At 52.7% G+C, this 22,894-nt stretch carries 21 protein-coding genes and 1 tRNA gene; 20 read left to right on the top strand and 2 right to left on the bottom strand.

Features of this window, described 5'->3' with window-relative positions:
- Window position 1: 1 nt before the first annotated feature.
- The 19 genes from glmM (at window position 2) to E3U44_RS02855 (ending at window position 18,326) form a co-directional block, all read left to right on the top strand.
- Window positions 2–1,357 carry a phosphoglucosamine mutase gene (gene glmM, locus E3U44_RS02945; protein ID WP_134356591.1) on the top strand — a complete coding sequence of 452 codons (1,356 nt, stop codon included), beginning with the start codon at window positions 2–4 and terminating at the stop codon, window positions 1,355–1,357.
- A gap of 107 nt (window positions 1,358–1,464) precedes the next feature.
- A complete protein-coding gene (gene tpiA / locus E3U44_RS02940) occupies window positions 1,465–2,217 on the top strand; it encodes a triose-phosphate isomerase (protein WP_134356590.1) in 753 nt (250 codons plus the stop codon).
- Window positions 2,218–2,226: 9 nt separating this feature from the next.
- Complete coding sequence (gene secG / locus E3U44_RS02935; protein WP_134356589.1) at window positions 2,227–2,685, top strand: preprotein translocase subunit SecG; 459 nt, start codon at window positions 2,227–2,229, stop codon at window positions 2,683–2,685.
- A gap of 13 nt (window positions 2,686–2,698) precedes the next feature.
- Window positions 2,699–2,783, top strand: a tRNA-Leu gene (locus tag E3U44_RS02930).
- Window positions 2,784–2,899: 116 nt separating this feature from the next.
- On the top strand, window positions 2,900–3,256 hold the full coding sequence (locus tag E3U44_RS02925; RefSeq protein WP_134356588.1) for an NADH-quinone oxidoreductase subunit A: 357 nt from the start codon (window positions 2,900–2,902) through the stop codon (window positions 3,254–3,256).
- Window positions 3,247–3,723: a NuoB/complex I 20 kDa subunit family protein gene (locus tag E3U44_RS02920; RefSeq protein WP_134356587.1), complete on the top strand. Its 477-nt coding sequence runs from the start codon at window positions 3,247–3,249 to the stop codon at window positions 3,721–3,723. Before E3U44_RS02925 ends, E3U44_RS02920 begins: the two co-directional genes overlap by 10 nt.
- Before the next feature lie 20 nt (window positions 3,724–3,743).
- Window positions 3,744–4,439 (top strand): NADH-quinone oxidoreductase subunit C, encoded by a 696-nt coding sequence (locus E3U44_RS02915; protein WP_134356586.1) that lies wholly within the window; start codon window positions 3,744–3,746, stop codon window positions 4,437–4,439.
- On the top strand, window positions 4,432–5,685 hold the full coding sequence (locus E3U44_RS02910) for an NADH-quinone oxidoreductase subunit D (RefSeq protein WP_134356585.1): 1,254 nt from the start codon (window positions 4,432–4,434) through the stop codon (window positions 5,683–5,685). Before E3U44_RS02915 ends, E3U44_RS02910 begins: the two co-directional genes overlap by 8 nt.
- Entirely contained in the window at window positions 5,682–6,212 is a 531-nt protein-coding gene (gene nuoE / locus E3U44_RS02905; protein WP_206054874.1) for an NADH-quinone oxidoreductase subunit NuoE, read from the top strand. Before E3U44_RS02910 ends, nuoE begins: the two co-directional genes overlap by 4 nt.
- Window positions 6,209–7,492 (top strand): NADH-quinone oxidoreductase subunit NuoF, encoded by a 1,284-nt coding sequence (gene nuoF, locus E3U44_RS02900; RefSeq protein WP_134356584.1) that lies wholly within the window; start codon window positions 6,209–6,211, stop codon window positions 7,490–7,492. The genes nuoE and nuoF overlap by 4 nt, the downstream gene beginning before the upstream one ends.
- 15 nt (window positions 7,493–7,507) lie before the next feature.
- Window positions 7,508–9,895 (top strand): NADH-quinone oxidoreductase subunit NuoG, encoded by a 2,388-nt coding sequence (nuoG, locus tag E3U44_RS02895; RefSeq protein WP_134356583.1) that lies wholly within the window; start codon window positions 7,508–7,510, stop codon window positions 9,893–9,895.
- Window positions 9,896–9,899: 4 nt separating this feature from the next.
- On the top strand, window positions 9,900–10,913 hold the full coding sequence (gene nuoH, locus E3U44_RS02890; protein WP_134356582.1) for an NADH-quinone oxidoreductase subunit NuoH: 1,014 nt from the start codon (window positions 9,900–9,902) through the stop codon (window positions 10,911–10,913).
- A gap of 12 nt (window positions 10,914–10,925) precedes the next feature.
- Window positions 10,926–11,414, top strand: coding sequence for an NADH-quinone oxidoreductase subunit NuoI (gene nuoI, locus E3U44_RS02885; protein WP_134356581.1), 489 nt, complete (start codon window positions 10,926–10,928; stop codon window positions 11,412–11,414).
- A gap of 25 nt (window positions 11,415–11,439) precedes the next feature.
- On the top strand, window positions 11,440–12,045 hold the full coding sequence (locus tag E3U44_RS02880) for an NADH-quinone oxidoreductase subunit J (RefSeq protein WP_134356580.1): 606 nt from the start codon (window positions 11,440–11,442) through the stop codon (window positions 12,043–12,045).
- A 7-nt stretch (window positions 12,046–12,052) separates the two neighbouring features.
- Entirely contained in the window at window positions 12,053–12,358 is a 306-nt protein-coding gene (gene nuoK, locus E3U44_RS02875; RefSeq protein ID WP_134356579.1) for an NADH-quinone oxidoreductase subunit NuoK, read from the top strand.
- Window positions 12,359–12,363: 5 nt separating this feature from the next.
- Window positions 12,364–14,316, top strand: a complete 1,953-nt coding sequence (nuoL, locus tag E3U44_RS02870) for an NADH-quinone oxidoreductase subunit L (RefSeq protein ID WP_134359643.1) — start codon at window positions 12,364–12,366, stop codon at window positions 14,314–14,316.
- A gap of 3 nt (window positions 14,317–14,319) precedes the next feature.
- Window positions 14,320–15,834 (top strand): NADH-quinone oxidoreductase subunit M, encoded by a 1,515-nt coding sequence (locus E3U44_RS02865; RefSeq protein WP_134356578.1) that lies wholly within the window; start codon window positions 14,320–14,322, stop codon window positions 15,832–15,834.
- A 49-nt stretch (window positions 15,835–15,883) separates the two neighbouring features.
- Window positions 15,884–17,323, top strand: coding sequence for an NADH-quinone oxidoreductase subunit NuoN (nuoN, locus tag E3U44_RS02860; protein WP_134356577.1), 1,440 nt, complete (start codon window positions 15,884–15,886; stop codon window positions 17,321–17,323).
- 4 nt (window positions 17,324–17,327) lie between these two features.
- The gene (locus E3U44_RS02855; protein ID WP_134356576.1) at window positions 17,328–18,326 is read left to right on the top strand and encodes a zinc-dependent alcohol dehydrogenase family protein; all 999 of its coding nucleotides are present in this window, start codon (window positions 17,328–17,330) and stop codon (window positions 18,324–18,326) included.
- Between the two features lie 49 nt (window positions 18,327–18,375).
- On the opposite strand, the gene rluD is transcribed toward E3U44_RS02855, so the two are convergent.
- A complete protein-coding gene (rluD, locus tag E3U44_RS02850) occupies window positions 18,376–19,338 on the bottom strand; it encodes a 23S rRNA pseudouridine(1911/1915/1917) synthase RluD (RefSeq protein ID WP_134356575.1) in 963 nt (320 codons plus the stop codon).
- Between the two features lie 432 nt (window positions 19,339–19,770).
- Between rluD and E3U44_RS02845 the strand changes: the two genes are divergently transcribed.
- The gene (locus tag E3U44_RS02845) at window positions 19,771–21,855 is read left to right on the top strand and encodes a thioredoxin domain-containing protein (RefSeq protein ID WP_134356574.1); all 2,085 of its coding nucleotides are present in this window, start codon (window positions 19,771–19,773) and stop codon (window positions 21,853–21,855) included.
- On the opposite strand, the gene E3U44_RS02840 is transcribed toward E3U44_RS02845, so the two are convergent.
- A complete protein-coding gene (locus E3U44_RS02840) occupies window positions 21,843–22,775 on the bottom strand; it encodes a carbohydrate kinase family protein (protein WP_134356573.1) in 933 nt (310 codons plus the stop codon). The genes E3U44_RS02845 and E3U44_RS02840 overlap by 13 nt on opposite strands.
- Window positions 22,776–22,894: the final 119 nt, after the last annotated feature.

The raw sequence follows: 22,894 nt of genomic DNA, 5'->3' as shown, positions 1-22,894 counted from the left end.
GATGAAAAAAAAATACTTTGGTACCGATGGGATACGAGGGAGAGTGGGGGAATGCCCTATTACTGCAGACTTTGTCCTCCACTTAGGGTGGGCTGTGGGAAGGGTTTTGGCTCGGGGGCGGCAAAGTAAGGTTCTGATTGGCAAGGATACACGGATTTCCGGCTATATGTTTGAATCGGCGCTCCAGGCGGGGCTTTCAGCCGCCGGCGTGGATATTCGTTTGCTGGGGCCGATGCCAACACCGGCGATTGCTTATCTTACCCGGACTCTTCATGCTGAAGCAGGGATTGTCATCAGTGCCTCCCATAATCCCTATTATGATAACGGCATTAAATTTTTCTCAAGCGCCGGGACTAAACTACTGGATGAAATTGAGCTTGCCATCGAAAAGGAACTTGAAGGACCGATGCAGACAGTTGACTCCTCTCGCTTGGGTAAGGCAGAGCGGGTGGTGGATGCAGCCGGTCGTTATATCGAGTTCTGCAAGGGGACAGGGCCGGCAAGCGTCGACCTTTCGGGGTTACGGTTGGTCGTCGATTGTGCCCACGGGGCGACCTATCATGTGGCGTCTGAGGTCTTTGCAGAAATGGGCGCAGACGTTACTGCCATTGGTATTTCTCCCAATGGCTTAAACATTAACGAAGGTTGTGGTTCGATTGCCCCTGAAGCCCTCCAACGCAAAGTGCTTGAGTGTAAAGCAGATGTGGGGGTTGCTTTAGATGGGGACGGAGATCGGGTCATCATGGTTGATCACCGGGGCGAGATCGTCGATGGCGATGAGATACTTTATACTATTGCCAGGGCCCGCCAGCGAACCGAGCGGATGATTGAGGGGGTGGTGGGCACCTTAATGAGCAATCTAGGGTTAGAGAAAGCGCTAGCTGCTTTAGGTATTCCCTTAATGCGGGCCCAAGTGGGAGACCGCTATGTCCTAGAGATGTTGCAGTCCAATGGATACTCTCTTGGAGGAGAGTCTTCAGGACATATTATCTGCCTCGATCGGACTACCACGGGGGATGGTATTGTTTCCGCGCTGCAGGTCTTGGTCGAGATGGTGGCTACGGGTTGCTCCCTCCATGAGCTTAAGTCTGCGATGACCAAATATCCCCAGTGTCTCATCAATGTCCGAGTCGAACGGCGCATCGATCTGCATGGCAATGGGGGAGTTGCTCGTGCCGTGAAGGAGATAGAAAACCAGTTAGGGGAAGAAGGGCGGGTTTTGCTGCGGCCATCGGGAACTGAGCCGGTGGTGCGGGTCATGGTGGAGGGTCGAGATGCATCCCAGGTGAATACCTTGGCCCAGCAACTTGCCCAAGAGGTGGCTTTCCAATTGGGAGATTCCCCCCAGAACTCCTGAGTAAATTTAAATAAATTTAGCAACCCTGCTCAGATGAAATTGCTTTTTGCAATTTTCTACAGTAGACTACCGGGCCGTTTTAAATCAACGCTTACATGAGGTGCTAGGTGCGTAAACCCCTAGTCGTTGGTAATTGGAAGATGAATGGTTTGCGGGCGACCAATCGTCCCCTGTTGGACTCTGTGCGTGAGGGAGTAGAAGCTGGGGTAGCTGCAGAAGTGGCGGTTTGCCCGCCTTTTGTGTATCTTGCTGATGCGGCGTCCGCGCTCCAAGGGTCGGCTGTGAGCTGGGGGGCTCAAAATTTATCCCAGCACGAAGCGGGAGCCTATACTGGGGAAGTTGCCCCTTCTATGCTGAGGGATTTAGGGTGTCGTTTCGTCATCGTCGGCCATTCTGAACGGCGCACTTTGTATGGGGAAACCGATAGCCTTGTGGCTGAAAAAGTGATCGCCGCCCAGGGGGCAGAGCTTACCCCTATCCTCTGCGTTGGGGAATCCTTGGAAGAGCGCGAACAGGATGTTACCGAGCAGGTAGTGAAACGTCAGCTAGATGCTGTTTTGGAGCGGATCGGCGTCAGTGCTTTGAGTAAAGCCGTTATCGCCTATGAGCCCATATGGGCTATTGGTACTGGCCGTACCGCAACCCCCGAGCAAGCCCAAGAGGTTCATGGACTTATCCGTTCCCATGTGGCCGCACAGAGTTCCAGCGTAGCTGAGGAATTACTTATCCTCTATGGTGGCAGTGTTAAGGGGAACAATGCGACGCAATTATTGTCAATGCCCGATATCGATGGGGGTTTGATTGGCGGGGCCTCATTGAATGCCGAGGAATTCTTGACAATCTGCCAAGCGGCAGGCTAAGTAGAGATCATGCATAGCGTATTATTGGTTTTTCATATTTTAGTCGCCATAGCGTTAGTCAGCTTAGTGCTTATACAGCATGGCAAAGGGGCTGACGCGGGTGCTGCTTTTGGTAGTGGCGCTTCGGCCACAGTCTTCGGAGCGCGTGGCTCGGCCAATTTTCTTACCCGAGCCAGTGGTATATTGGCAGCAGTATTCTTTATTACAAGCTTATCTTTGGCCTATTTTTCTGTACGAGAGCCGCAAACAGCCAGTGTGACGCAAACTGTAGAGCCAAGGATTGTAGCTGATGAGGATATGGTGATTCCCCCTTTGCCTAAAGATGAGGCGGCTGAAGATAAATTCTCTGAAGGTGCTCAGCAATCAGAAGCTGACCAAAAAGAGAAAAAGAAGGCTGAATCCTCTGAGGCTCCAGCAGCATCAGATGTTCCCGCGCTGCCACTTGAGCCCGCACCGTCTGAGCAATAGAAGTTACCGCATCGCCGATGTGGTGGAATTGGTAGACACGCTGTCTTGAGGGGGCAGTGGGGAAACCCGTGCCGGTTCGACTCCGGCCATCGGCACCATATTCTGATACACTGATACAGAGCGCGGTTCTCGTAATAAATCCATGATCATGGAAAGTAGAACCGATGAGATGGTCTTTCGCGCCGCTGTAACGGCACTCCGCACAGTCTAAATTATGCTTGAGAATTATATTCCTGTTTTAATATTTATTATTGTTGGCTTAGTCATGGGCGGTGTCATGATGTTTCTCGGGTTTAGCTTAGCGCCGCACCGCCCCGACCGCGAGAAGCTCTCCCCTTATGAATGTGGATTTGAGGCATTCGAAGATGCGCGCATGAAATTCGATGTCCGTTACTATCTGGTGGCGATCCTATTTATTATTTTCGATCTGGAAATTGCTTTTCTCTTTCCATGGGCCGTGGTTCTAGATGATATCGGCCTGTTTGGCTTCTTCTCAATGGTTGTTTTTTTAGCCATTTTGGTGGCCGGGTTTGTCTATGAATGGAAAAAGGGGGCCTTGGAATGGGAATAGAGGGTGTACTAGAGCGTGGGGTCGTGACCACTACTGCCGACAAGCTTGTCAACTGGGCTCGAACCGGTTCCCTTTGGCCGATGACTTTTGGGCTTGCTTGTTGTGCGGTGGAGATGATGCATGCGGGAGCCTCCCGCTATGATTTGGACCGCTTTGGCGTTGTTTTTCGCCCTAGTCCGCGCCAGTCTGATGTCATGATTGTCGCTGGTACCCTGGTGAATAAAATGGCGCCTGCCCTGAGAAAGGTGTATGACCAAATGTCAGAGCCCCGCTGGGTGATTTCTATGGGGTCTTGTGCCAACGGCGGTGGCTATTATCATTACTCCTATTCTGTAGTTCGGGGCTGTGACCGTATTGTGCCGGTTGATATTTATGTTCCCGGTTGTCCTCCGACTGCTGAGGCTTTGCTCTACGGTATTATCCAACTACAGAAAAAGATAAAACGTAATTATACGATTGCCCGATAAGTGTAGGAACTTAAATAGTTATGGCTACCGGCGTGATGGAATTACGGGAGCGTATTGAACGCCGCTTCGAAGGTGAAATAAGCTCCTGTCGCCTTGATCGTGGGGAACTCACGGTTCAGGTCCCTCGTGAATCCTATTTTGCTGTCTGCAAAGCACTGCGGGATGAAGATGACTTTGCCTTTGAGCAGTTAATTGACTTGTGTGGCGTGGACTACCTGGAGTATGGCCTTAGCGATTGGGAGACGAAGAGGGCCACGAACCAGGGTTTTGGCCGTGCTGTAGAGCGCAGGCAACACCAGGAGCATACTTGGAACGGGCGGCGTTTTGCCGTCATCACTCATCTCCTTTCCATTCACTATAATTGGCGCCTGCGGGTGCGAACCTTTGTGGAAGAGGAGGTTCCGGTTGCTCCTTCGGTGAGCGAACTTTGGGCGTCGGCCAACTGGTTTGAGCGTGAGGCCTTCGATCTTTTTGGGATTTTATTTGATGGTCATCCTGATCTACGCCGTATTTTGACGGATTACGGTTTTATTGGCCATCCTTTCCGCAAGGACTTCCCTCTAATTGGTAACGTGGAGATGCGTTACGATCTAGAGCAGCAGCGAGTCATTTACGAGCCTGTAAGTATCGCACCTCGAGTGCTAGTCCCTCGGGTTATTCGTGACGATCACCGTTATCAAGTGAAGGCTACTGAGGGCGAGGGCGAACATGGCTGAGATCCGAAATTTCACCCTTAATTTTGGCCCGCAACATCCGGCGGCCCATGGGGTTTTGCGGTTAGTGCTAGAGATGGATGGAGAGGTCATCCAGCGAGCTGATCCCCATGTGGGTCTGTTGCATCGAGCTACGGAAAAGCTGGCCGAAAGCAAGCCATTTAATCAGAGTATCGGTTATATGGACCGACTGGACTATGTGTCCATGATGTGCAACGAGCACGGCTATGTGAGCGCTATTGAAAAGCTCCTTGGAATCGAGCCGCCGTTGCGGGCCCAGTATATTCGGGTGATGTTTGATGAGATCACCCGTATTCTTAACCATCTCATGTGGTTAGGGGCTCACGGGCTAGATATTGGCGCCATGACCGTATTTTTATACTGTTTTCGTGAGCGGGAAGACCTCATGGATTGCTATGAAGCCGTTTCGGGGGCCCGCATGCATGCGACTTATTACCGCCCCGGCGGGGTCTATCGTGACTTGCCGGAGACGATGCCCCAATATCAGCCTTCCAAGTGGCATGATGAAAAAGAAATAGCGGCGCTTAATCAGAATCGGCGGGGTTCATTGCTTGATTTTATTGAGGATTTTAGTGCTCGTTTTCCTACCTATGTGGATGAGTACGAAACCCTGCTGACGGATAACCGAATTTGGAAACAGCGTACCGTGGGCATTGGCGTGGTAGAGCCTGAGCGGGCCCTCCAGTTGGGGTTTACAGGTCCCATGCTGCGGGGTTCGGGGGTAGAGTGGGACTTACGGAAAAAGCAGCCCTACGCCGTCTATGATCAGCTGGATTTTGATATTCCCGTGGGAGTCAATGGGGATTGTTATGACCGCTATTTAGTACGGGTGGAAGAAATGCGCCAATCCAATCGCATTATCCAGCAGTGCGTGGATTGGCTGCGAAAAAATCCAGGTCCGGTCATGGTGGGCAACTATAAAGTCGCCCCCCCTCCGCGGGAGGAGATGAAAGATGATATGGAGGCGTTGATTCACCACTTTAAGTTGTTTACTGAAGGGTATTGTGTCCCGGAAGGTGAAGTGTATGCGGCGGTAGAAGCGCCTAAAGGTGAATTTGGGGTCTATCTCATCTCGGATGGGGCCAATAAACCTTACCGGCTTAAAGTTCGAGCGCCGGGGTTTGCCCATTTAGCAGCCATGGATGAAATGGTGCAGGGCCACATGCTTGCCGACGTAGTCGCCATTATTGGAACGATGGATATTGTTTTTGGGGAGATTGATCGGTGAGCCTAGGGCAACTGGAAAAGGAGAATTTGAAAAAATTGGAAGAAGAGGAGAACCTTCTCTCCGCAGAGGTACGCCAACAAATCAATCATTGGATTGCGAAATACCCCCCTGGACAGAAACAATCTGCGGTCATTCCGGCGTTGCATATTGTTCAAGCGGCTAATGGGGGTTATTTAACCAATGAACTCGTGGGTGCGGTCGCCGAATATTTGGAAATGCCTGCTATCAGTGTTTGTGAGGTGGCAACCTTCTATTCCATGTTTGAGTTAAAGCCTGTTGGACGTCATAAACTCTCTGTTTGCACCAATATTTCTTGTCAGCTTTGCGGTTCTGATCAAGTGATAGCTCATTTGCGGAAGCGGTTGGGGATTGGTTTCGGAGAAACAACCCCAGATCGGCGCTTCACGATTAAAGAAGTGGAATGCCTAGGCGCCTGTGGCGGCGCCCCTATGATGATGGTGGGGCGGACCTACCATGAAAATCTGACTCCGGAAAAGATCGATCAAATCCTTGAGGCCCTGAAATGATCGCTCTCAATCAAGTCTGTTTTCGCACCCTGGATCTTGATCCTCCCTGGGGATTGGAAAACTATCTCAAAGTGGGGGGATATAAAGTTTGGAGGCGGATCCTGAAAGAAAAGACTCCACCTTCCAAAATCATTGAAGAAGTCAAGGCTTCTGGTCTTCGAGGTCGCGGCGGGGCAGGCTTCCCAACGGGGCTGAAATGGAGTTTTATGCCCCAGAATTTATCCGGCATCAAGTATCTCCTTTGTAATTCGGATGAGGGGGAACCAGGTACATTCAAAGACCGGGATATCATGCGTTACAATCCTCACCAATTGATTGAAGGGATGGCCATCGCCGGCTATGCCATTGGCGCAACAGTCGGTTACAACTATATCCGGGGTGAGTTTGCCGAGCCCATCGAACGCTGTGAAGCTGCCTTAGAAGAAGCCTATGAGGCCGGCTTGTTAGGCAAGAATATTTTGGGTTCGGGGATCGACTTTGATCTCTACACCCATCCCGGTGCCGGCGCTTATATCTGTGGCGAAGAGACGGCTTTGATGGAATCCCTAGAGGGGAAGAAAGGCATGCCCCGCTATAAGCCGCCGTTTCCTGCTGGCTTCGGTCTTTATGGTCGGCCTACGACCATTAATAATACCGAGAGTTTGGCTTCGGTGCCGGTAATTTTGGAGAAGGGAAGCCAGTGGTTTTTGAAGTTAGGGACACCGACCAGCGGCGGCACCAAAATCTTTAGCGTTTCCGGTCATGTGAACCGACCGGGTAATTACGAAGTGCCCATGGGAACGCCCTTCAAAGATTTATTGGAACTGGCAGGCGGGATGCGTAATGGGAATGCCCTGAAGGCGGTTATTCCAGGGGGGACCTCGGTACCGGTAATGCCTGCAGAAGCTATCATGGCGGCGAATATGGATTACGATTCCCTCGCTAAGGCTGGCTCCCTGTTGGGTGCAGGCTCAGTCATCATCATGGATGAGACCACTTGCATGGTGCGGGCCCTAGAGCGGATCTCGGCTTTTTATTATGAAGAATCCTGTGGCCAATGCACGCCTTGTCGGGAAGGCACAGGTTGGTTGTATCGGGTGGTCCGCCGCATTGAGCGCGGCCAGGGGACACAAGAGGATTTGGACAAATTGGTCAATGTAGCCCAGAACATTGATGGTCATACCATTTGTGCTTTGGGGGATGCTGCGGCAGCGCCGGTCATAAGCTTTATCCAACACTTCCGAGATGAGTTTCAATATCACATCGACCATAAGCGGTGTTTAGTCGGAAGCGTGTCTTAGGAGATGAAACCGGGAATGGTCAAGATTGAGATTGATGGCACTGAGTTCCACGTAGAAGCCGGGAAGATGGTCATCCAGGCGGCTGATGAGGCTGGCATTTACATCCCTCGGTTCTGCTATCACAAAAAGTTGTCGATCGCTGCCAATTGTCGGATGTGTTTGGTAGAGGTCGAGAAAGCTAGAAAGCCTATGCCTGCTTGCGCTACCCCAGTGGCGGATGGGATGAAGGTATTTACCGATTCACCCCGCGCCATTGCGGCGCAGAAGGGAGTGATGGAGTTCTTGTTGATTAACCATCCTTTGGATTGTCCTATCTGTGATCAAGGGGGCGAGTGCGAGTTACAAGATCTGGCCATGGACTATGGCAATGATATCTCCCGCTTTACCGAGCGTAAGCGGGTGGTGAAAGACAAGGACATTGGCCCGCTGATTCAAACCGACTTAACGCGCTGTATTCACTGCACCCGCTGTGTTCGCTTCGGTCAAGAGGTTGCCGGTATTAAGGAACTGGGAGCGACGGGCCGTGGTGAGCACATGGAGATTGGCACTTATATTGAGCACAGCTTGGTATCGGAATTGTCAGGGAATGTGATTGACCTCTGCCCCGTGGGAGCGCTGACAGACAAGCCTTTTCGCTACCGGGCACGGGCTTGGGAAATGATTGGGCACCCTGCTATTTCCCCCCATGATAGTGTGGGCACCAACATTGAGCTGCATGTACGGCGCAATGAAGTGATGCGTGTTGTTCCGCGGGATAACGAAGCGGTCAATGAAACCTGGATTGCCGATCGGGATCGCTATAGCTGCCACGGACTAGCCCATAAAGAGCGGTTACACCGGCCGCTGGTTAAGCGGGAGGGTCAGTGGCAGGAAAGTGACTGGGAAGAAGCCCTGGAAGCAGCCGCCAAGGGGCTTCAGCGGGTTGCTGAAGATGCGGGGAGTACTCAATTAGGGGGCCTTGCCTCTCCCTGCGCGACCGTGGAGGAACTCTATCTATTTCAGAGATTGATGCGGGGTCTGCATAGTAATAATGTTGATCATCGCCTGCGCCGACAAGATTTTCGTGACCAGGAATCTGAACCACAGACTGCACCTCTGGGCTGCACTATTGAAGAAATGGAGCAGTCGGACTGCATTCTAATCGTGGGGGCCAACGTTCAAAAAGAACAACCTTTATTTGGGGTGCGCTTTCGCAAAGCAGCCCTTCAGGGCGCGGCCCTGATGTTTATTAATCCCGTGGATTATCCAATGCATTTCCCCGTCGCGGAGAAGGTGATTACAGGACCTGAGGGTATGGTTCGTGCCCTGGCGGGCATTGCTAAGAGCTTGGCGGAGAGCCGGGGGGAGGCCTTGGAGGCCGGGTGGGCTTCTCTATTGGCCGATATTCAGCCTTCGGAGACGGAGCAGGCAATGGCCGATCAGTTGGCTAATGCTTTGCGCGGACGGGTTTTCCTAGGGGGATTGGCAGAAGGGCATCCTGATTTGTCCGTGCTGCGAGCCTTGGCGGGTTTGGTCGGTGAGCTGAGTGGATGCCAATTGGGGTTTTTCCCCTCTGGGGGTAATGGGGTAGGGGCGGCTTTGGCCGGTGCCCTTCCCCATCGCGGGCCCGGTGGCGGTCGTTTGCCGGTGCGAGGGCTCCATGGGCAGGCCATGTTGGAAAGGGATCTCCGCGGTTTTCTACTGTTGGCCGTTGAGCCTGAATTCGACTGTGCCAACCCGCTGTTGGCTCAGAAGGCCTTGGGGAATGCGGACTTTGTGGTTTCCTTAACGGCTTTTCGCAGCCCTGCCATGCTTGAGTACGCCGATGTGTTATTGCCTATCGGAACCTTTGTTGAGACCTCGGGAGCTTATGTCAATGCGGAAGGTCGCTGGCAGAGTTTTTCTGGAGCAGTCAGCCCACCGGGAGAGGCGCGCCCCGCTTGGAAAGTGTTGCGAGTCCTTGCCAATATATTGCAGATCCCAGGATTCGATTACCTTTCCTCTGAAGAGATCCATGATGAGCTGCGTGGTCAAATCGAGAATGCCATCAAGCCCCCGGGGATAAGCCCGTGGCGTCCAGAATCCCTTGACTTTGGGCATACCAAGGATAACGGTGAGCTAGTGCGGATCGCGGAAGTGGCTATTTATGGCACGGACGGATTGGTTCGGCGCAGCCAAGTATTGCAGGAAACTCCGGATGGCCTGGCCGCTCGGCGAGCTTATATGCATAGTGCCGACGCCTCTCGACTCGGTCTAAGTGGCGCTAAGCGGGTTCGAGTTAGCCAGGGGGGTGCGCAAGTCACTTTGCCCCTTGTGATTGATGACTCCGTGGCAGAGGGATGTCTGCGCTTAGCCGCCGGTTTTGCAGAGGCCGCCGCTTTGGGGGCGTCATTTGCGCCGATTAAGGTCTCTGGGACGGAGTAGGGGTATGATGGACTCTGTATTTTCGATTCTCATGAAAATCACGGCTATCGTGACGCCGTTGATATTAACGGTCGCTTGGTTGACTTTTGCTGAGCGGAAAATCATTGGCTATATGCAAGTTCGGGTGGGACCGAATCGCGTTGGCCCCCGCGGTTGGCTGCAGCCTATTGCGGATACCGTTAAGCTCCTTCTTAAGGAAATTATTATTCCGGCAAGCGCCAATCGGTTTCTATTTTTGTTGGCGCCGGTGCTGGCTATTGCTCCTGCCCTTGCCGTTTGGGCGGTGATCCCCTTTGACGCCCATCTAGTGCTGGCGGATATCAATGCTGGCCTGCTTTATATTCTCGCCATTGGTTCTATGAGTGTGTATGGTGTGATTTTGGCGGGTTGGGCTTCTAATTCTAAGTATGCTTTTCTGGGAGCCATGCGTTCTGCGGCTCAAGTCGTCGCCTATGAAATCGCCATGGGCTTTGCCCTGGTGGGGGTACTGATCGCCGGTGGCAGCCTTAATCTTGGCGAGATTGTCCAGGCCCAGGAGGGCGGTTTATGGCACTGGTTCTGGCTACCTTTATTCCCCTTGCTTCTAATTTATTTTATTTCGGGGGTAGCCGAGACCAATCGGGCTCCTTTCGATGTTGCAGAGGGGGAATCGGAGATCGTCGCCGGTTTCCATGTAGAATATTCCGGCATGGCTTTTGCCTTGTTTTTCCTTGCTGAATACATCGAGATGATCCTGATATCGGCGCTCGCCTCTTTGATGTTTTTAGGTGGATGGCTGTCCCCCTTTCAGGGAACCCCGCTGGAAGCCGCCTTTGAAGGGGTGCCCGGTATTGTCTGGTTCCTAATCAAGACGGCGATATTCTTATTCTTTTATCTTTGGATGCGGGCCACTTTCCCTCGTTACCGATACGATCAAATCATGCGTCTCGGTTGGAAGGTATTTATTCCTATTACTATTGTTTGGTTGCTGGTAGTAGGAGGTGCGCGGGTCGCTCAGTTAGGCCCCTGGTTTGCGTAAAGAGTAATCATTATGAATACCCTGCGTTCGTATTTTAAAAGTTTTCTACTTTGGGAATTGTTGCTTGGTCTTAAGTTGACGGGGCGTTATTTGTTCTCAAGAAAAGTAACGGTCCAATTCCCGGAGGAACGGACGCCTCAATCACCCCGATTTCGTGGTCTCCATGCGTTGCGTCGTTATCCCAATGGCGAAGAGCGTTGTATCGCTTGTAAGCTCTGTGAAGCGGTTTGTCCTGCTTTAGCCATCACCATTGATTCCGAACAGCGGGAAGATGGGACTCGGCGTACGACGCTTTATGATATTGATCTTTTCAAGTGCATTTATTGCGGCTTTTGCGAGGAATCTTGCCCAGTTGATTCTATTGTGGAGACTCGGGTTCTTGATTTTCATTTTGAAGAGCGGGGCGAGCACATCCTCCATAAAGAGCAGTTATTGGCGCTTGGTGACAAGTACGAAGCCCAGATTGCTGCCGATAGGGCCGCTGATGCACCCTACCGTTAACCTAGTGTAGAGTCCCGAGCTACCCATGGAAAAGATCCTATTCTACAGCTTCGCCGCCATTTTGCTGTTTGCGGCGACCATGGTTATCACTGTCCGCAATCCTGTGCGAGCAGCCTTGTTTTTAGTCTTGGCTTTTTTTACCAGTGCCGCTATCTGGCTTTTGCTCGAAGCCGAGTTTCTAGCCATTGTCCTGGTGCTGGTTTATATTGGCGCGGTAATGGTGTTGTTCTTGTTCGTGGTCATGATGTTGGACATCAATCTTGCCCCCCTGCGGGAGGGTTTTGCCCGATACTTGCCGGTAGGGTTTCTAGTGGCAGCGCTAATTGCCTTTGAAATGGTGGCGGTACTGGGGGCAGAAAATTTTGGCCTTGAACAGTTCACTTCACCTCCCCCCCAGGGGCCTGACTACAGCAATACGAAAGAGCTAGGTAATCTGCTTTATACCGTTTACGTTTACCCCTTCGAATTGGCTTCGGTCATCCTCTTGGTGGCTATTGTTGCGGCTATTGCGCTAACTTTACGGCGTCGTACCAGCAAGGCTCAGGACCCAGTACAGCAGATACGGGTACGGCGTCAAGATCGAGTTAGATTGGTCAAGATGGCTGCCGAAAAGACCCAAAAAACAAATTAAACCAAAAATGATTGCATTATCAGATTTTTTGATTTTAGGGGCATTATTGTTTTGCCTCTCTGTCGCGGGAATTTTTCTCAATCGGAAAAATATCATCATTCTTTTGATGTCCATTGAACTCATGCTACTGGCGGTTAACATGAACTTTGTGGCCTTCTCTCATTTTTTAGAAGATATGGCCGGTCAAGTTTTTGTCTTTTTCATACTGACAGTCGCTGCGGCAGAGAGCGCTATTGGTTTGGCGATCCTGGTGGTCTTATTCCGCAATCGACAGACCATTAATGTGGGTGATTTGGATAATTTGAAGGGCTAAGCATGATGGAAGCCCAAACTCTTGGAATTGTGCTTGCGCCTTTAATCGGCAGTGTCACTGCCGGTTTATTTGGGAAAAAAATTGGGCGCCGTTGGTCCCATCGGGTCACGATTGCCGGTGTGGCGATTGCGTTCCTGTTATCCTTGATGGTGTTTAAGCAGGTGGTTGTGGATGGGGTCACCTATAATGAAGCCGTCTACACTTGGGCTGCCATTGGCGAGCTGCGCTTGGAAGTTGGTTTCCTGATTGATCGCCTAAGCGCCTTAATGATGGTGGTGGTGACTTTTGTCTCTTTAATGGTGCACATCTATACCATCGGCTACATGGCGGATGATCCGGGCTATCAGCGCTTTTTTAGCTATATTGCCCTGTTCACCTTTTCCATGCTCATGCTGGTCATGGCGAACAATTTCCTCCAGCTCTTTTTTGGATGGGAAGCGGTGGGGTTGGTGTCCTATCTGTTGATAGGTTTTTGGTATAAGCGGGAATCTGCTATTTACGCCAACCTTAAAGCCTTTTTGGTGAACCGGGTGGGGGATTTTGGCTTTTTGCTGGGGATTGCCTGCGTGCTGATGTATACGGGCAGCTTGGCTTACACGGAAGTATTCGCCGCGGTTCCTACGCTGGCGGCGGAAACCATTGCTCTCTGGCCGGATGCTGCCTGGTCGGTGCTTACCGTAATAGGCATTTTGCTGTTCATTGGCGCCATGGGGAAATCGGCACAGGTCCCCTTGCATGTCTGGTTGCCTGATTCCATGGAAGGCCCTACCCCCATTTCGGCGCTTATCCATGCGGCGACCATGGTGACCGCGGGTATTTTTATGGTCGCCCGGATGTCGCCGATCTACGAAATGTCCGAGACCGCACTGAGCGTGATTCTCATCATTGGGGCCATTACCGCCTTTTTCATGGGGCTGATAGGTATTGTTCAGAATGACATCAAGCGGGTGATCGCTTACTCCACTTTGTCGCAGCTAGGATATATGACGGTCGCCCTGGGTGTTTCCGCTTACGCGGCGGGGATGTTTCATCTCATGACTCACGCCTTTTTTAAGGCGTTGCTCTTCCTGGGGGCAGGTTCCGTTATTATTGCCATGCACCACGAGCAGGATATGCGCAAAATGGGTGGGCTTAAAAAATATATGCCCATTACCTATTGGACCTCCATGTTGGGGGCGTTGGCGCTGATCGGCTTTCCAGGTTTTTCTGGGTTTTTCTCCAAGGATTCCATTATTGAAGCCGTCCATGCTTCCGAGCTTCCGGGAGCTGGTTTTGCTTACGTGATGGTGCTTTCCGGCGTATTTATCACCGCCTTTTATACCTTTCGGATGCTGTTTCTCACCTTTCATGGTAAGGAACGGATGGATCACCATACCCAAGAACACTTAAAAGAATCCCCGGCCGTAGTCACCGCTCCCCTGATATTGTTGGCCATACCCTCGGTGGTTGCAGGCTTTTATATTGAGCCGATCTTGTTTGGCGGCTTTTTTGCTGAGGCAGTTGTGGTTTCACCGGCACACGATGTACTGGCGGCGGTAGGGGCTGAATTTCATGGGGCAATGGCTTTTGCCCTCCATGGCTTTCAGGGGGCTCCCTTTGCCCTAGCCATGGCTGGCGTGGTGGCGGCTTGGTATTTGTATCTCGTTCGGCCCCAACTGCCGGAGCAACTGCAGGCGCGCTTGGGCCTGATTTATTGGGCCTTAAACAATAAATATGGTTTTGATCGCTTTAATGAAATTGTCTTTGCAGGTGGAGCGCGCCGTACCGGTTCGATGCTTTACCAGTTTGGAGACCGAGTATTGATTGACGGCTTGATCGTCAATGGAACGGCGCGAATGGTGGGAGCTATAGCCAAGATAGTTCGTTATGTGCAATCCGGTTACCTATTCCATTATGCCTTTGCCATGATTTTAGGATTGCTTCTTTTTATCGGCGGTTTTGTTATTTACGGGGGCTAGGGAATGTTTTCTGGATTGCCACTTCTCTCCCTGGTTATCTGGATGCCCATTCTAGGAGGCCTCCTAGTATTGGCCATGGGTAACCGGGTAGATCGTGTTCGTTGGCTGGCACTATGGGTTTCAGGATTGAGCTTTGTGGTGAGCTGGTCGTTATACACGGGCTTTGATACCACCACGGCTGCCATGCAATTTCAAGAGAAGGCTGCTTGGATTGAAACCTTCAAGGTGTATTACCATCTCGGGGTGGATGGCATTTCTATGCCGCTCATCATCCTGACCACCTTTTCCACCGTACTGGTAGTGATAGCCGGTTGGCAGGTTATCCAGCACAAGCTGGCGCAATATATGGCTGCCTTCCTGATAATGGAAGGGCTCATGAATGGTGTTTTTGCGGCCCTAGATGGGGTGCTGTTTTATGTCTTTTTTGAGGGGATGTTAATTCCCTTATTTTTGATTATTGGAATTTGGGGGGGGCCAAACCGAATCTATGCGACCCTTAAGTTCTTTCTTTATACTTTTTTAGGCTCTGTTTTTCTCCTGCTGGCGCTGCTCTATTTGCGCAGTGTTACCGATGGCTTTTCCATATTGGAATTTCATCAGGCACCCTTGGGAATGCAGGCTCAAGTCGCGCTATTTTTGGCTTTTTTGCTTGCCTTCGCGGTGAAGGTGCCCATGTGGCCGGTGCATACTTGGTTGCCCGATGCCCACGTGGAAGCACCGACGGGGGGATCGGTGATATTGGCCGCGATTACTTTGAAAATAGGCGCCTATGGCTTTATGCGGTTTAGCTTGCCAATTGCCCCCGATGCGAGCCTGGCGTTGAATTGGCTCATTATTGCCCTCTCCCTCATTGCGGTGGTGTATATCGGTTTGGTGGCGATGGTGCAGGAAGATCTCAAGAAACTTATCGCCTACTCCAGTATCGCCCATATGGGGTTTGTAACCCTGGGACTATTTATTGCTTTTGTTATTTTTGCTCGGGGTGTTGAAGGTGAAGGAGCCGTTATGGGTCTAGAGGGGGCGTTGGTACAGATGATCTCCCATGGCCTCGTTTCTGCGGCGATGTTTTTGTGTGTTGGGGTTTTATATGACCGGATGCACACCCGAATGATTAAGGATTATGGCGGTGTGGTCAATACCATGCCGGTCTTTGCCTCCTTTATGGTTTTGTTTGCCATGGCCAATGCCGGTTTGCCAGGGACCTCCGGTTTTGTCGGTGAGTTCTTGGTTATTCTGGGTGCTTTTCAGGCCGATTTTTGGTATGCCTTCTTGGCATCAATGACGCTTATCTTGGGTGCTGCCTATAGCCTTTGGATGGTGAAGCGGGTGGTCTTCGGCGAGGTCGCTAATGATAATGTGGCGGCTTTGAAGGACCTTAACTCACGGGAATTTCTGGTGTTGGGATCGTTGGCCGCAGCGGTGTTGTTGCTGGGCGTGTGGCCCCAACCCCTGCTGGAAGTGATGCATGCTTCCATAGAACATCTGCTGTCCCAGATGGCGGCATCAAAACTGGTTTAATAGTGGGCTGCGATTTTCGCTTCCCCTTGTATTTGAAAGAAGTGACACGATGAATTTCGATATACCGGCTTTTCTGCCTGCGTTACCAGAGATATTTGTCCTTATCATGGGCTGCGTACTTTTGTTAGCCGTGGCTTATAGTGGTGAGCAAAGTGGCAAAATCGCCTATAGACTGACTCAATTAACTCTTATCATCGTTGCGCTACTGACCTTTTATTATTCAGATTTTTCCTCCCAAAGTATCACTTTTAGTGGCAGCTACATTAAGGATCCCCTGAGCGATACCTTAAAACTATTTATTTATTTAATTGTTTTCGCGGTATTTCTCTATTCCCGCAGCTATCTACAGGCGAGAGACCTGGATAAGGGCGAATACTATGTGCTGGGCCTTTTTGGGATGTTGGGAATGATGGTCCTCGCTTCGGCCCACCACTTTTTGGTCCTTTATTTAGGTTTGGAGCTGCTTTCCCTCAGTCAGTACGCCATGGTGGCTTTGCGCCGGGATAACAGTTGGGCCACCGAAGCGGCCATGAAATATTTTGTGTTGGGTGCTTTGGCTTCAGGCATGTTGTTATACGGCATGTCGATGATCTACGGCGCCACCGGCGATCTCCATGTGGCCGCTGTGGCGGAGACCATCCGGGAAGGAGGCGGCAGTAGCCAAGTGTTGGTCTTTGGGGTTGTTTTCATCGTGGTCGGTCTCGCGTTTAAATTTGGCGCCGTGCCTTTCCACATGTGGTTGCCGGATGTTTATCATGGGGCGCCCACGGCAGTGACCCTCTATCTTGGTACGGCCCCCAAAATCGCGGCCTTTGCCATGTTCATGCGCCTATTGGTGGAAGCCCTGGGCGGGGTGCAGGCCCACTGGCAGGATATGCTGATCATTCTTGCCGTGCTTTCCATGGCCCTGGGTAACCTTGTCGCCATTGCCCAAAGCAACCTCAAACGCATGCTGGCCTATTCCACCATTTCCCATGTGGGTTTTCTCTTCCTAGGCATTTTGGCAGGTACGGGTGAAGGCTACGCTTCAGCCATGTTTTATGTTCTGGTCTATGCTTTAATGAGTCTAGGGGGATTTGGCATGATTATCCTTCTCTCCCGGGCGGGTTTTGAAGCGGATCGGCTAGAGGATTTCAAAGGGTTGAACGAGCGCAGCCCCTGGTTTGCCTTCATGATGCTTATTCTGATGTTCTCCATGGCCGGTGTTCCGCCTACCGTAGGCTTTTATGCCAAATGGGCAGTCATTATGGCCATTGTGAATGAGGGCTTGATTTGGCTAGCGGTGGCGGCGGTGCTGTTTTCCGTGATTGGGGCTTTCTATTATCTTCGGGTAGTGAAGTTCATGTACTTCGATAGCCCCACGGAAACTGCTTCCCTAGAAGGCGGGGCCGGTCTGCGTTGGGGCATGAGCGCCAATGGCCTGGCCTTACTGGGGTTGGGCATCTTTCCCGGCGCTTTAATGGGGCTATGCATGGCGGTATTAGGTTAGAAAAATGAAAGGAATAGTGATGACGGCAGCGGGCGGACCGGAAGTCTTGCAATTGCAAGAATTGCCAAAGCCCGCCATCCAGCGGCCCGATGAGGTTCTGGTTCGCCTCAAAGGGGCGGGAATTAATCCTGTGGATGCCAAGTTGCGCACTCGCGGTACTTTCTACCCAGACCGCTCTCCCACCATTCTCGGCTGTGATGGAGCGGGAACGGTGGAAGCTGTGGGGGCGGAAGTTAAAAATTTCAAAGAAGGAGATGAGGTTTATTTCTGCTTCGGGGGAATTGGTGGTCCACAAGGAAATTATGCAGAATATGTCACCGTAAGCTATCGCTCCATCACCAAAAAACCAAAATCCCTATCCTTCCTTGAAGCGGCGGCGGCTCCGCTGGTATTAATTACCGCTTGGGAGGCGTTGCACGATCGCGCCCGCATCCAGCCGGAACACACGGTGCTGGTTCACGGCGGCGCGGGAGGCGTAGGTCATGTGGCCATTCAATTGGCCAAACGGGCCGGTGCTCGGGTCTGTACCACCGTGGGTTCCGAAGAGAAAGGGGAGTTCGTTCGCTCTCTGGGAGCGGACTATGTTATCAATTATCGCGAAACGGATTTTGTGGAAGCCATTATGGAATGGACTGAGGGCAAAGGGATCGAGGTAGCGTTTGATACCGTGGGAGGAGGGACCTTTGAAAAAAGCTGCGAAGCGGTGGCCATTTATGGGGATTTAGTGACCACTTTACAGCCAAGCGCCGATATGAATTGGAGTACGGCGCGAACGCGCAATCTTCGTTTTAGCTTGGAATTGATGCTTACCCCCATGCATCTGGGCCTTGCTTCTGCCTTGGAACATCAGGCGGATATCCTGCGCTGCTGTGCTGAGCTGTTCGATTCCGAGCATCTATCTCTCCACCTCCGCCAGACCTTTCCCTTGGAGGAGGCGGCGGCGGCCCACCGTTTGCTGGAGCAAGGGGGGATGATAGGCAAATTAGCCCTTGAGGTGGGTTAGCCTGGATAATTCATGAGATCACCACAAAGGCACTAAGCTCACAAAGAAATCAATGGGCATGGCGTTGCCGATCCTGTTCAAGCAAGGCCAGAAGTGTGCTCATATCCTCGGGCAGGGGGGCTTCCCAGCTCATTGCCTGCTTCCTTTGCGGATGAAGCAAACCCAAGCGGGCGGCATGCAGGGCTTGACGCTTGAAATGACGCAAGGCCGTGGTCAGTTCTTCTCCGCTCTCCCTAGGAATATGCAGACGTTTCCCATAGGCGGGGTCCCCCAGTAGAGGATAGCCACTATGGGCCAAATGGACTCGGATTTGATGAGTCCGGCCTGTTTCCAGGCGACATGCCACATCCGTATGGGCCCGGAAACGGGCCCATACCCGGTAGTGAGTGATGGCGGGTTTTCCTGTGGGGACTACCGCCATTCGTTTGCGGTCCACTGGGTGACGGTGAATAGGGGCTTTGATGGTTCCCCCTCCGGTCATGACCCCGACCACAATGGCGCGGTATTGACGGGTGACCTGGCGCGCATGTAATTGCTGCACCAGCCCATGATGGGCGGCAAGGGTCCGGGCGACCACCAGTAGGCCGCTGGTATCTTTATCCAAGCGATGGACGATCCCCGCCCGCGGGATTTCTGCCAGCTCCGGGGCATGATTTAATAGGGCATTGACGAGGGTGCCGTCGCGATTACCCGCCGCCGGATGCACCACCAGGCCAGCAGGCTTGTTGACCACAATGATCGCTTCATCCTCGTAAACAATCTCCAGGGGCAGAGGTTGGGCTTGCCAAACCACTGCCGTCTCCGTTTCAGCAACGAGTACCACCCATTCCCCCCCTCGAACCGTATCTCGAGGGCGTGCCAGGGCATTATTCACCTTGACCTGCCCCTGTTTGATCCATTGTTGGAGGCGGCTACGGGAATAGGCGGGGAAAACGCAGGCCAGGGCCTGATCAAGACGTTTTCCCGCCAATTCGGGAGGAAGGGTGGTGTTCAGTTCTATGGTGTCCTGCACGGGATTTTAGGAACTCTCTCTGGACTTACGGGGTTTTAAGTATCTCAGTAAAAGTTTTGCAGTATTCCTGGAGCGAGCCGGTGGCGTGGAGCCAGGGGACAGGGAAGTCCCCACACCGATTCGCCGGGAGCGAATCGGGACATCCGGAGGAGGCCCCTCAGGGGGCGCGCCAGGGAGGGCGCGCATCCAACCCTTTTTTCAGGGAGAAAAAACGGGTTTGCGGAACACCTCCGGCTCGCTCCTAAAACACCTCATATTTTATTCATAGGTACTTAAGGCGGATTTTACCATTTAGGCAATATAGCGGTAACGCACGATGGCGCTTCGGAATTCTCCATCGACAGCTTTGATTGGGCGGCCGGTAGTTCACGAAACCTCATGCATAGCCTATAGTGGAGAGAATGACTCGGAATTTATGTGGGAATGTGTCCTATGCCAAATCCATCAGCTAAGAACCACTTACAGGGGGAAACCAGTCCCTATTTGCTGCAACACGCAGATAACCCTGTGGACTGGTATCCCTGGGGCGAAGAGGCGTTAGCACGGGCTCGCCGTGAGGATAAACCCATTGTGCTTTCCATTGGTTATTCTGCTTGTCATTGGTGCCATGTCATGGCCCATGAGTCTTTTGAAAGTCCTGAAATCGCGGCCGTGATGAATAAGCATTTCATCAACATTAAGGTTGACCGGGAGGAACGGCCGGATCTCGATCAGATTTATCAATTGGCCCAGCAAATGCTGACCGGCCGCCCCGGTGGCTGGCCCCTGACCATGTTCCTGGAACCGGATAATCAAATTCCCTTTTTCGGGGGTACTTATTTTCCCCCGGAAGGGCGACATGGCTTACCCAGTTTTAAGGATTTGCTGGAACGGATAGCCGAATATTTTCATGCCCACCGGGAGGAAATCCAATCCCAGAATAGCCGCTTGCTAGCCGCCTTTGAGGATCTGGATACGCGAACTTCAGCGGTAGAGGCCGATAGGCTGGGGCCGGCGCCCCTAAAGGCCGCCCAGCAACAATTAGTCCAATCCTTCGATCCCCGCTATGGCGGGTTTAAGGGGGCCCCTAAATTTCCCAATCCAAGTAGCATCGAGCGCTGCCTGCGCGACGCCCGGGGGGAACACTTGCCGGAGGAGGCGCGGCAAAAGGCTTTTGACTTGGCTCGTCTCACCCTTGAGCAAATGGCCCGGGGGGGAATCTACGATCACTTGGGGGGCGGGTTTTGCCGCTATGCGGTGGATAGCCAGTGGCGAATCCCCCATTTTGAGAAAATGTTGTACGACAATGGCCAATTGCTGGCCCTCTATGCCGACGCCTATGAGCTCTGGGGTAGTGAACGTTGCCGGCAGGCCTTGGAGGAGACCGGCCACTGGGCCATGGGTGAAATGCAGTCCCCTGAAGGGGGGTATTATTCCTCCCTGGATGCGGATTCTGAGGGTCAGGAGGGAAAATTCTATATTTGGACCCGGGAGCAGGTGCGATCATGCTTGGAAGAGGATGAATACCGGCTAGTGGCCCGCTATTTTGGCCTTGATCAACCGGCGAACTTTGAAGGTCATTGGCATTTATATGGGGCGACAACCCCCGAGGCTCTAGCCCAGGAGCTGAATTTATCGCCCCAGATCCTAGAAGAGAAGCTGGCCACTGCCAAGCAAAAGTTGTTTGCCGCCCGGGAAGAGCGCATCCGCCCGGGGCGGGACGATAAAATCCTGACCGCTTGGAATGGCCTGATGATCAAGGGCATGGCCGCTGCCGGGCAGGCGTTGGCGGAGCCCGCTTTCATTGCCTCTGCCGAGCGGGCCTTGGATTTTGTGCGTGGGCATCTGTGGCAGAACGGTCGCCTGCTGGTCAGTTACAAGGATGGGCGGGCCCAGCACCCAGGCTATCTAGACGATTATGCCTTTCTCCTGGATGCCCTGCTGGAATTACTCCAAGCCCGCTGGCGCGAGGGGGATTTGGCCTTTGCGGTTGAACTTGCCGAGGCGGCATTAGCCCATTTTGAGGACCCGGCCCAAGGGGGGTTTTATTTCACTGCCGATGATCATGAAACCCTCATCCACCGTCCCGTGCCCTTAATGGATAATGCCACCCCGGCGGGAAACGGGGTGCTCGCCTGGAGTTTGCAACGATTGGGGCATTTGCTGGGAGAAATGCGGTATTTGAAGGCGGCAGAGCGCACCCTAAAGGCTAGCTGGGCCAGTATTCAGCATACCCCCCATGCCCATTGCAGCTTACTCAAGGCCCTGGAAGAATGGCTCTATCCCCCCCAAGTGATCATTTTGCGGGGCCCTGAGGAAACCATGGGATCCTGGCAGGCCATCGCCACCGGGGAATACGCGCCCCGGCGGGTGAGCCTGGCGATTCCCACGGGAGCCCGGGATTTATTGGGACAATTGGGGGAATACCGCCCCCAGGGGGAGGGGGTGGCCGCTTATGTCTGTAGCGGCCACACTTGCTCGCCACCGCTGACCCGGCAGGCGGCTTTTGAAGCCCATTTGGCGGATCAGGGCCGGTAGCCGAAGTTTTCCTCGAAACGATGCCAAAATTCCGTGAGCTCGAAGCGATGGTTCTGGGTGCCATGGTGCTCGATTTTAATGGCGCCCATCAGGGAGGCAATACGGCCCGTTATCTCCCAGTCCATTTGTTGGGAAAGCCCGTAAAGCAAGCCAGCCCGGTAGGCATCCCCGCAACCGGTGGGATCGGCGAGGGTTGTGGCTTTAGCGGCGGGAATGTGGAGGCATTGCCCCTGGGTGTGGATGGTGGAGCCTTCTGCCCCTTGGGTAATGATCAAGGCATCGACCCGCTCGGCCAGTTGCTGGGCGGAAAGCCTCGTTCGTTCCTGAAACAGCTGGGCTTCGTAATCATTGAGGGTAATCCAAGTGGCCTGATGAGTGAATTTTAGCAACTCCTCCCCAGTGAACATGGGCAGTCCTTGTCCCGGATCGAAGATAAACGGGATTCCGGCCTCCTGGAATTGTTGCCCATGCTCAATCATCCCCTCACGGCCATCGGGGGCGACGATTCCGATGGTGACCCCGGCCGCATCCTGAACCCGGTTCTCATGGGCGAAGTTCATCGCCCCCGGATGAAAAGCGGTGATCTGGTTATCGTCCATATCCGTGGTGATGAAAGCCTGGGCGGTGTAAGTCTCTTCAATCAGGCGGATATGCCGGCGGGAAATACCCTCCTGGTCCAGCCATTTTTGATAAGGGCCAAAGTCGCCGCCTACCGTCCCCATGGGCAAAGGGTCCCCTTGGAGTAATTTTAAATTGTAGGCAATGTTGCCAGCGCAACCGCCAAACTCCCGCCGTAACTCCGGTACCAGAAAGGAAACATTGAGGATATGGACCTTGTCGGGGAGGATGTGGTTTTTAAATCGGTCATGGAACACCATAATGGTGTCGTAGGCGAAAGAACCGCAAATTAAAGCTGTCATTTTTTTCCCTTCTTCGTTGCATTGCTTGGAAAAGCGGGTATCCAGTTTTTTAAGCAGCGCCTCCTCGTGAGCACGGCGGCATGCGTCCCCCAAAGCCTCACCCACAACGATTGGCTGAG

It is taken from the genome of Nitrosococcus wardiae (assembly GCF_004421105.1).
GTDB classification, from domain to species: domain Bacteria; phylum Pseudomonadota; class Gammaproteobacteria; order Nitrosococcales; family Nitrosococcaceae; genus Nitrosococcus; species Nitrosococcus wardiae.
The sequence above is the reverse complement of the archived record's forward strand: the minus strand, read 5'-3'. Positions and strand labels throughout refer to the sequence as shown.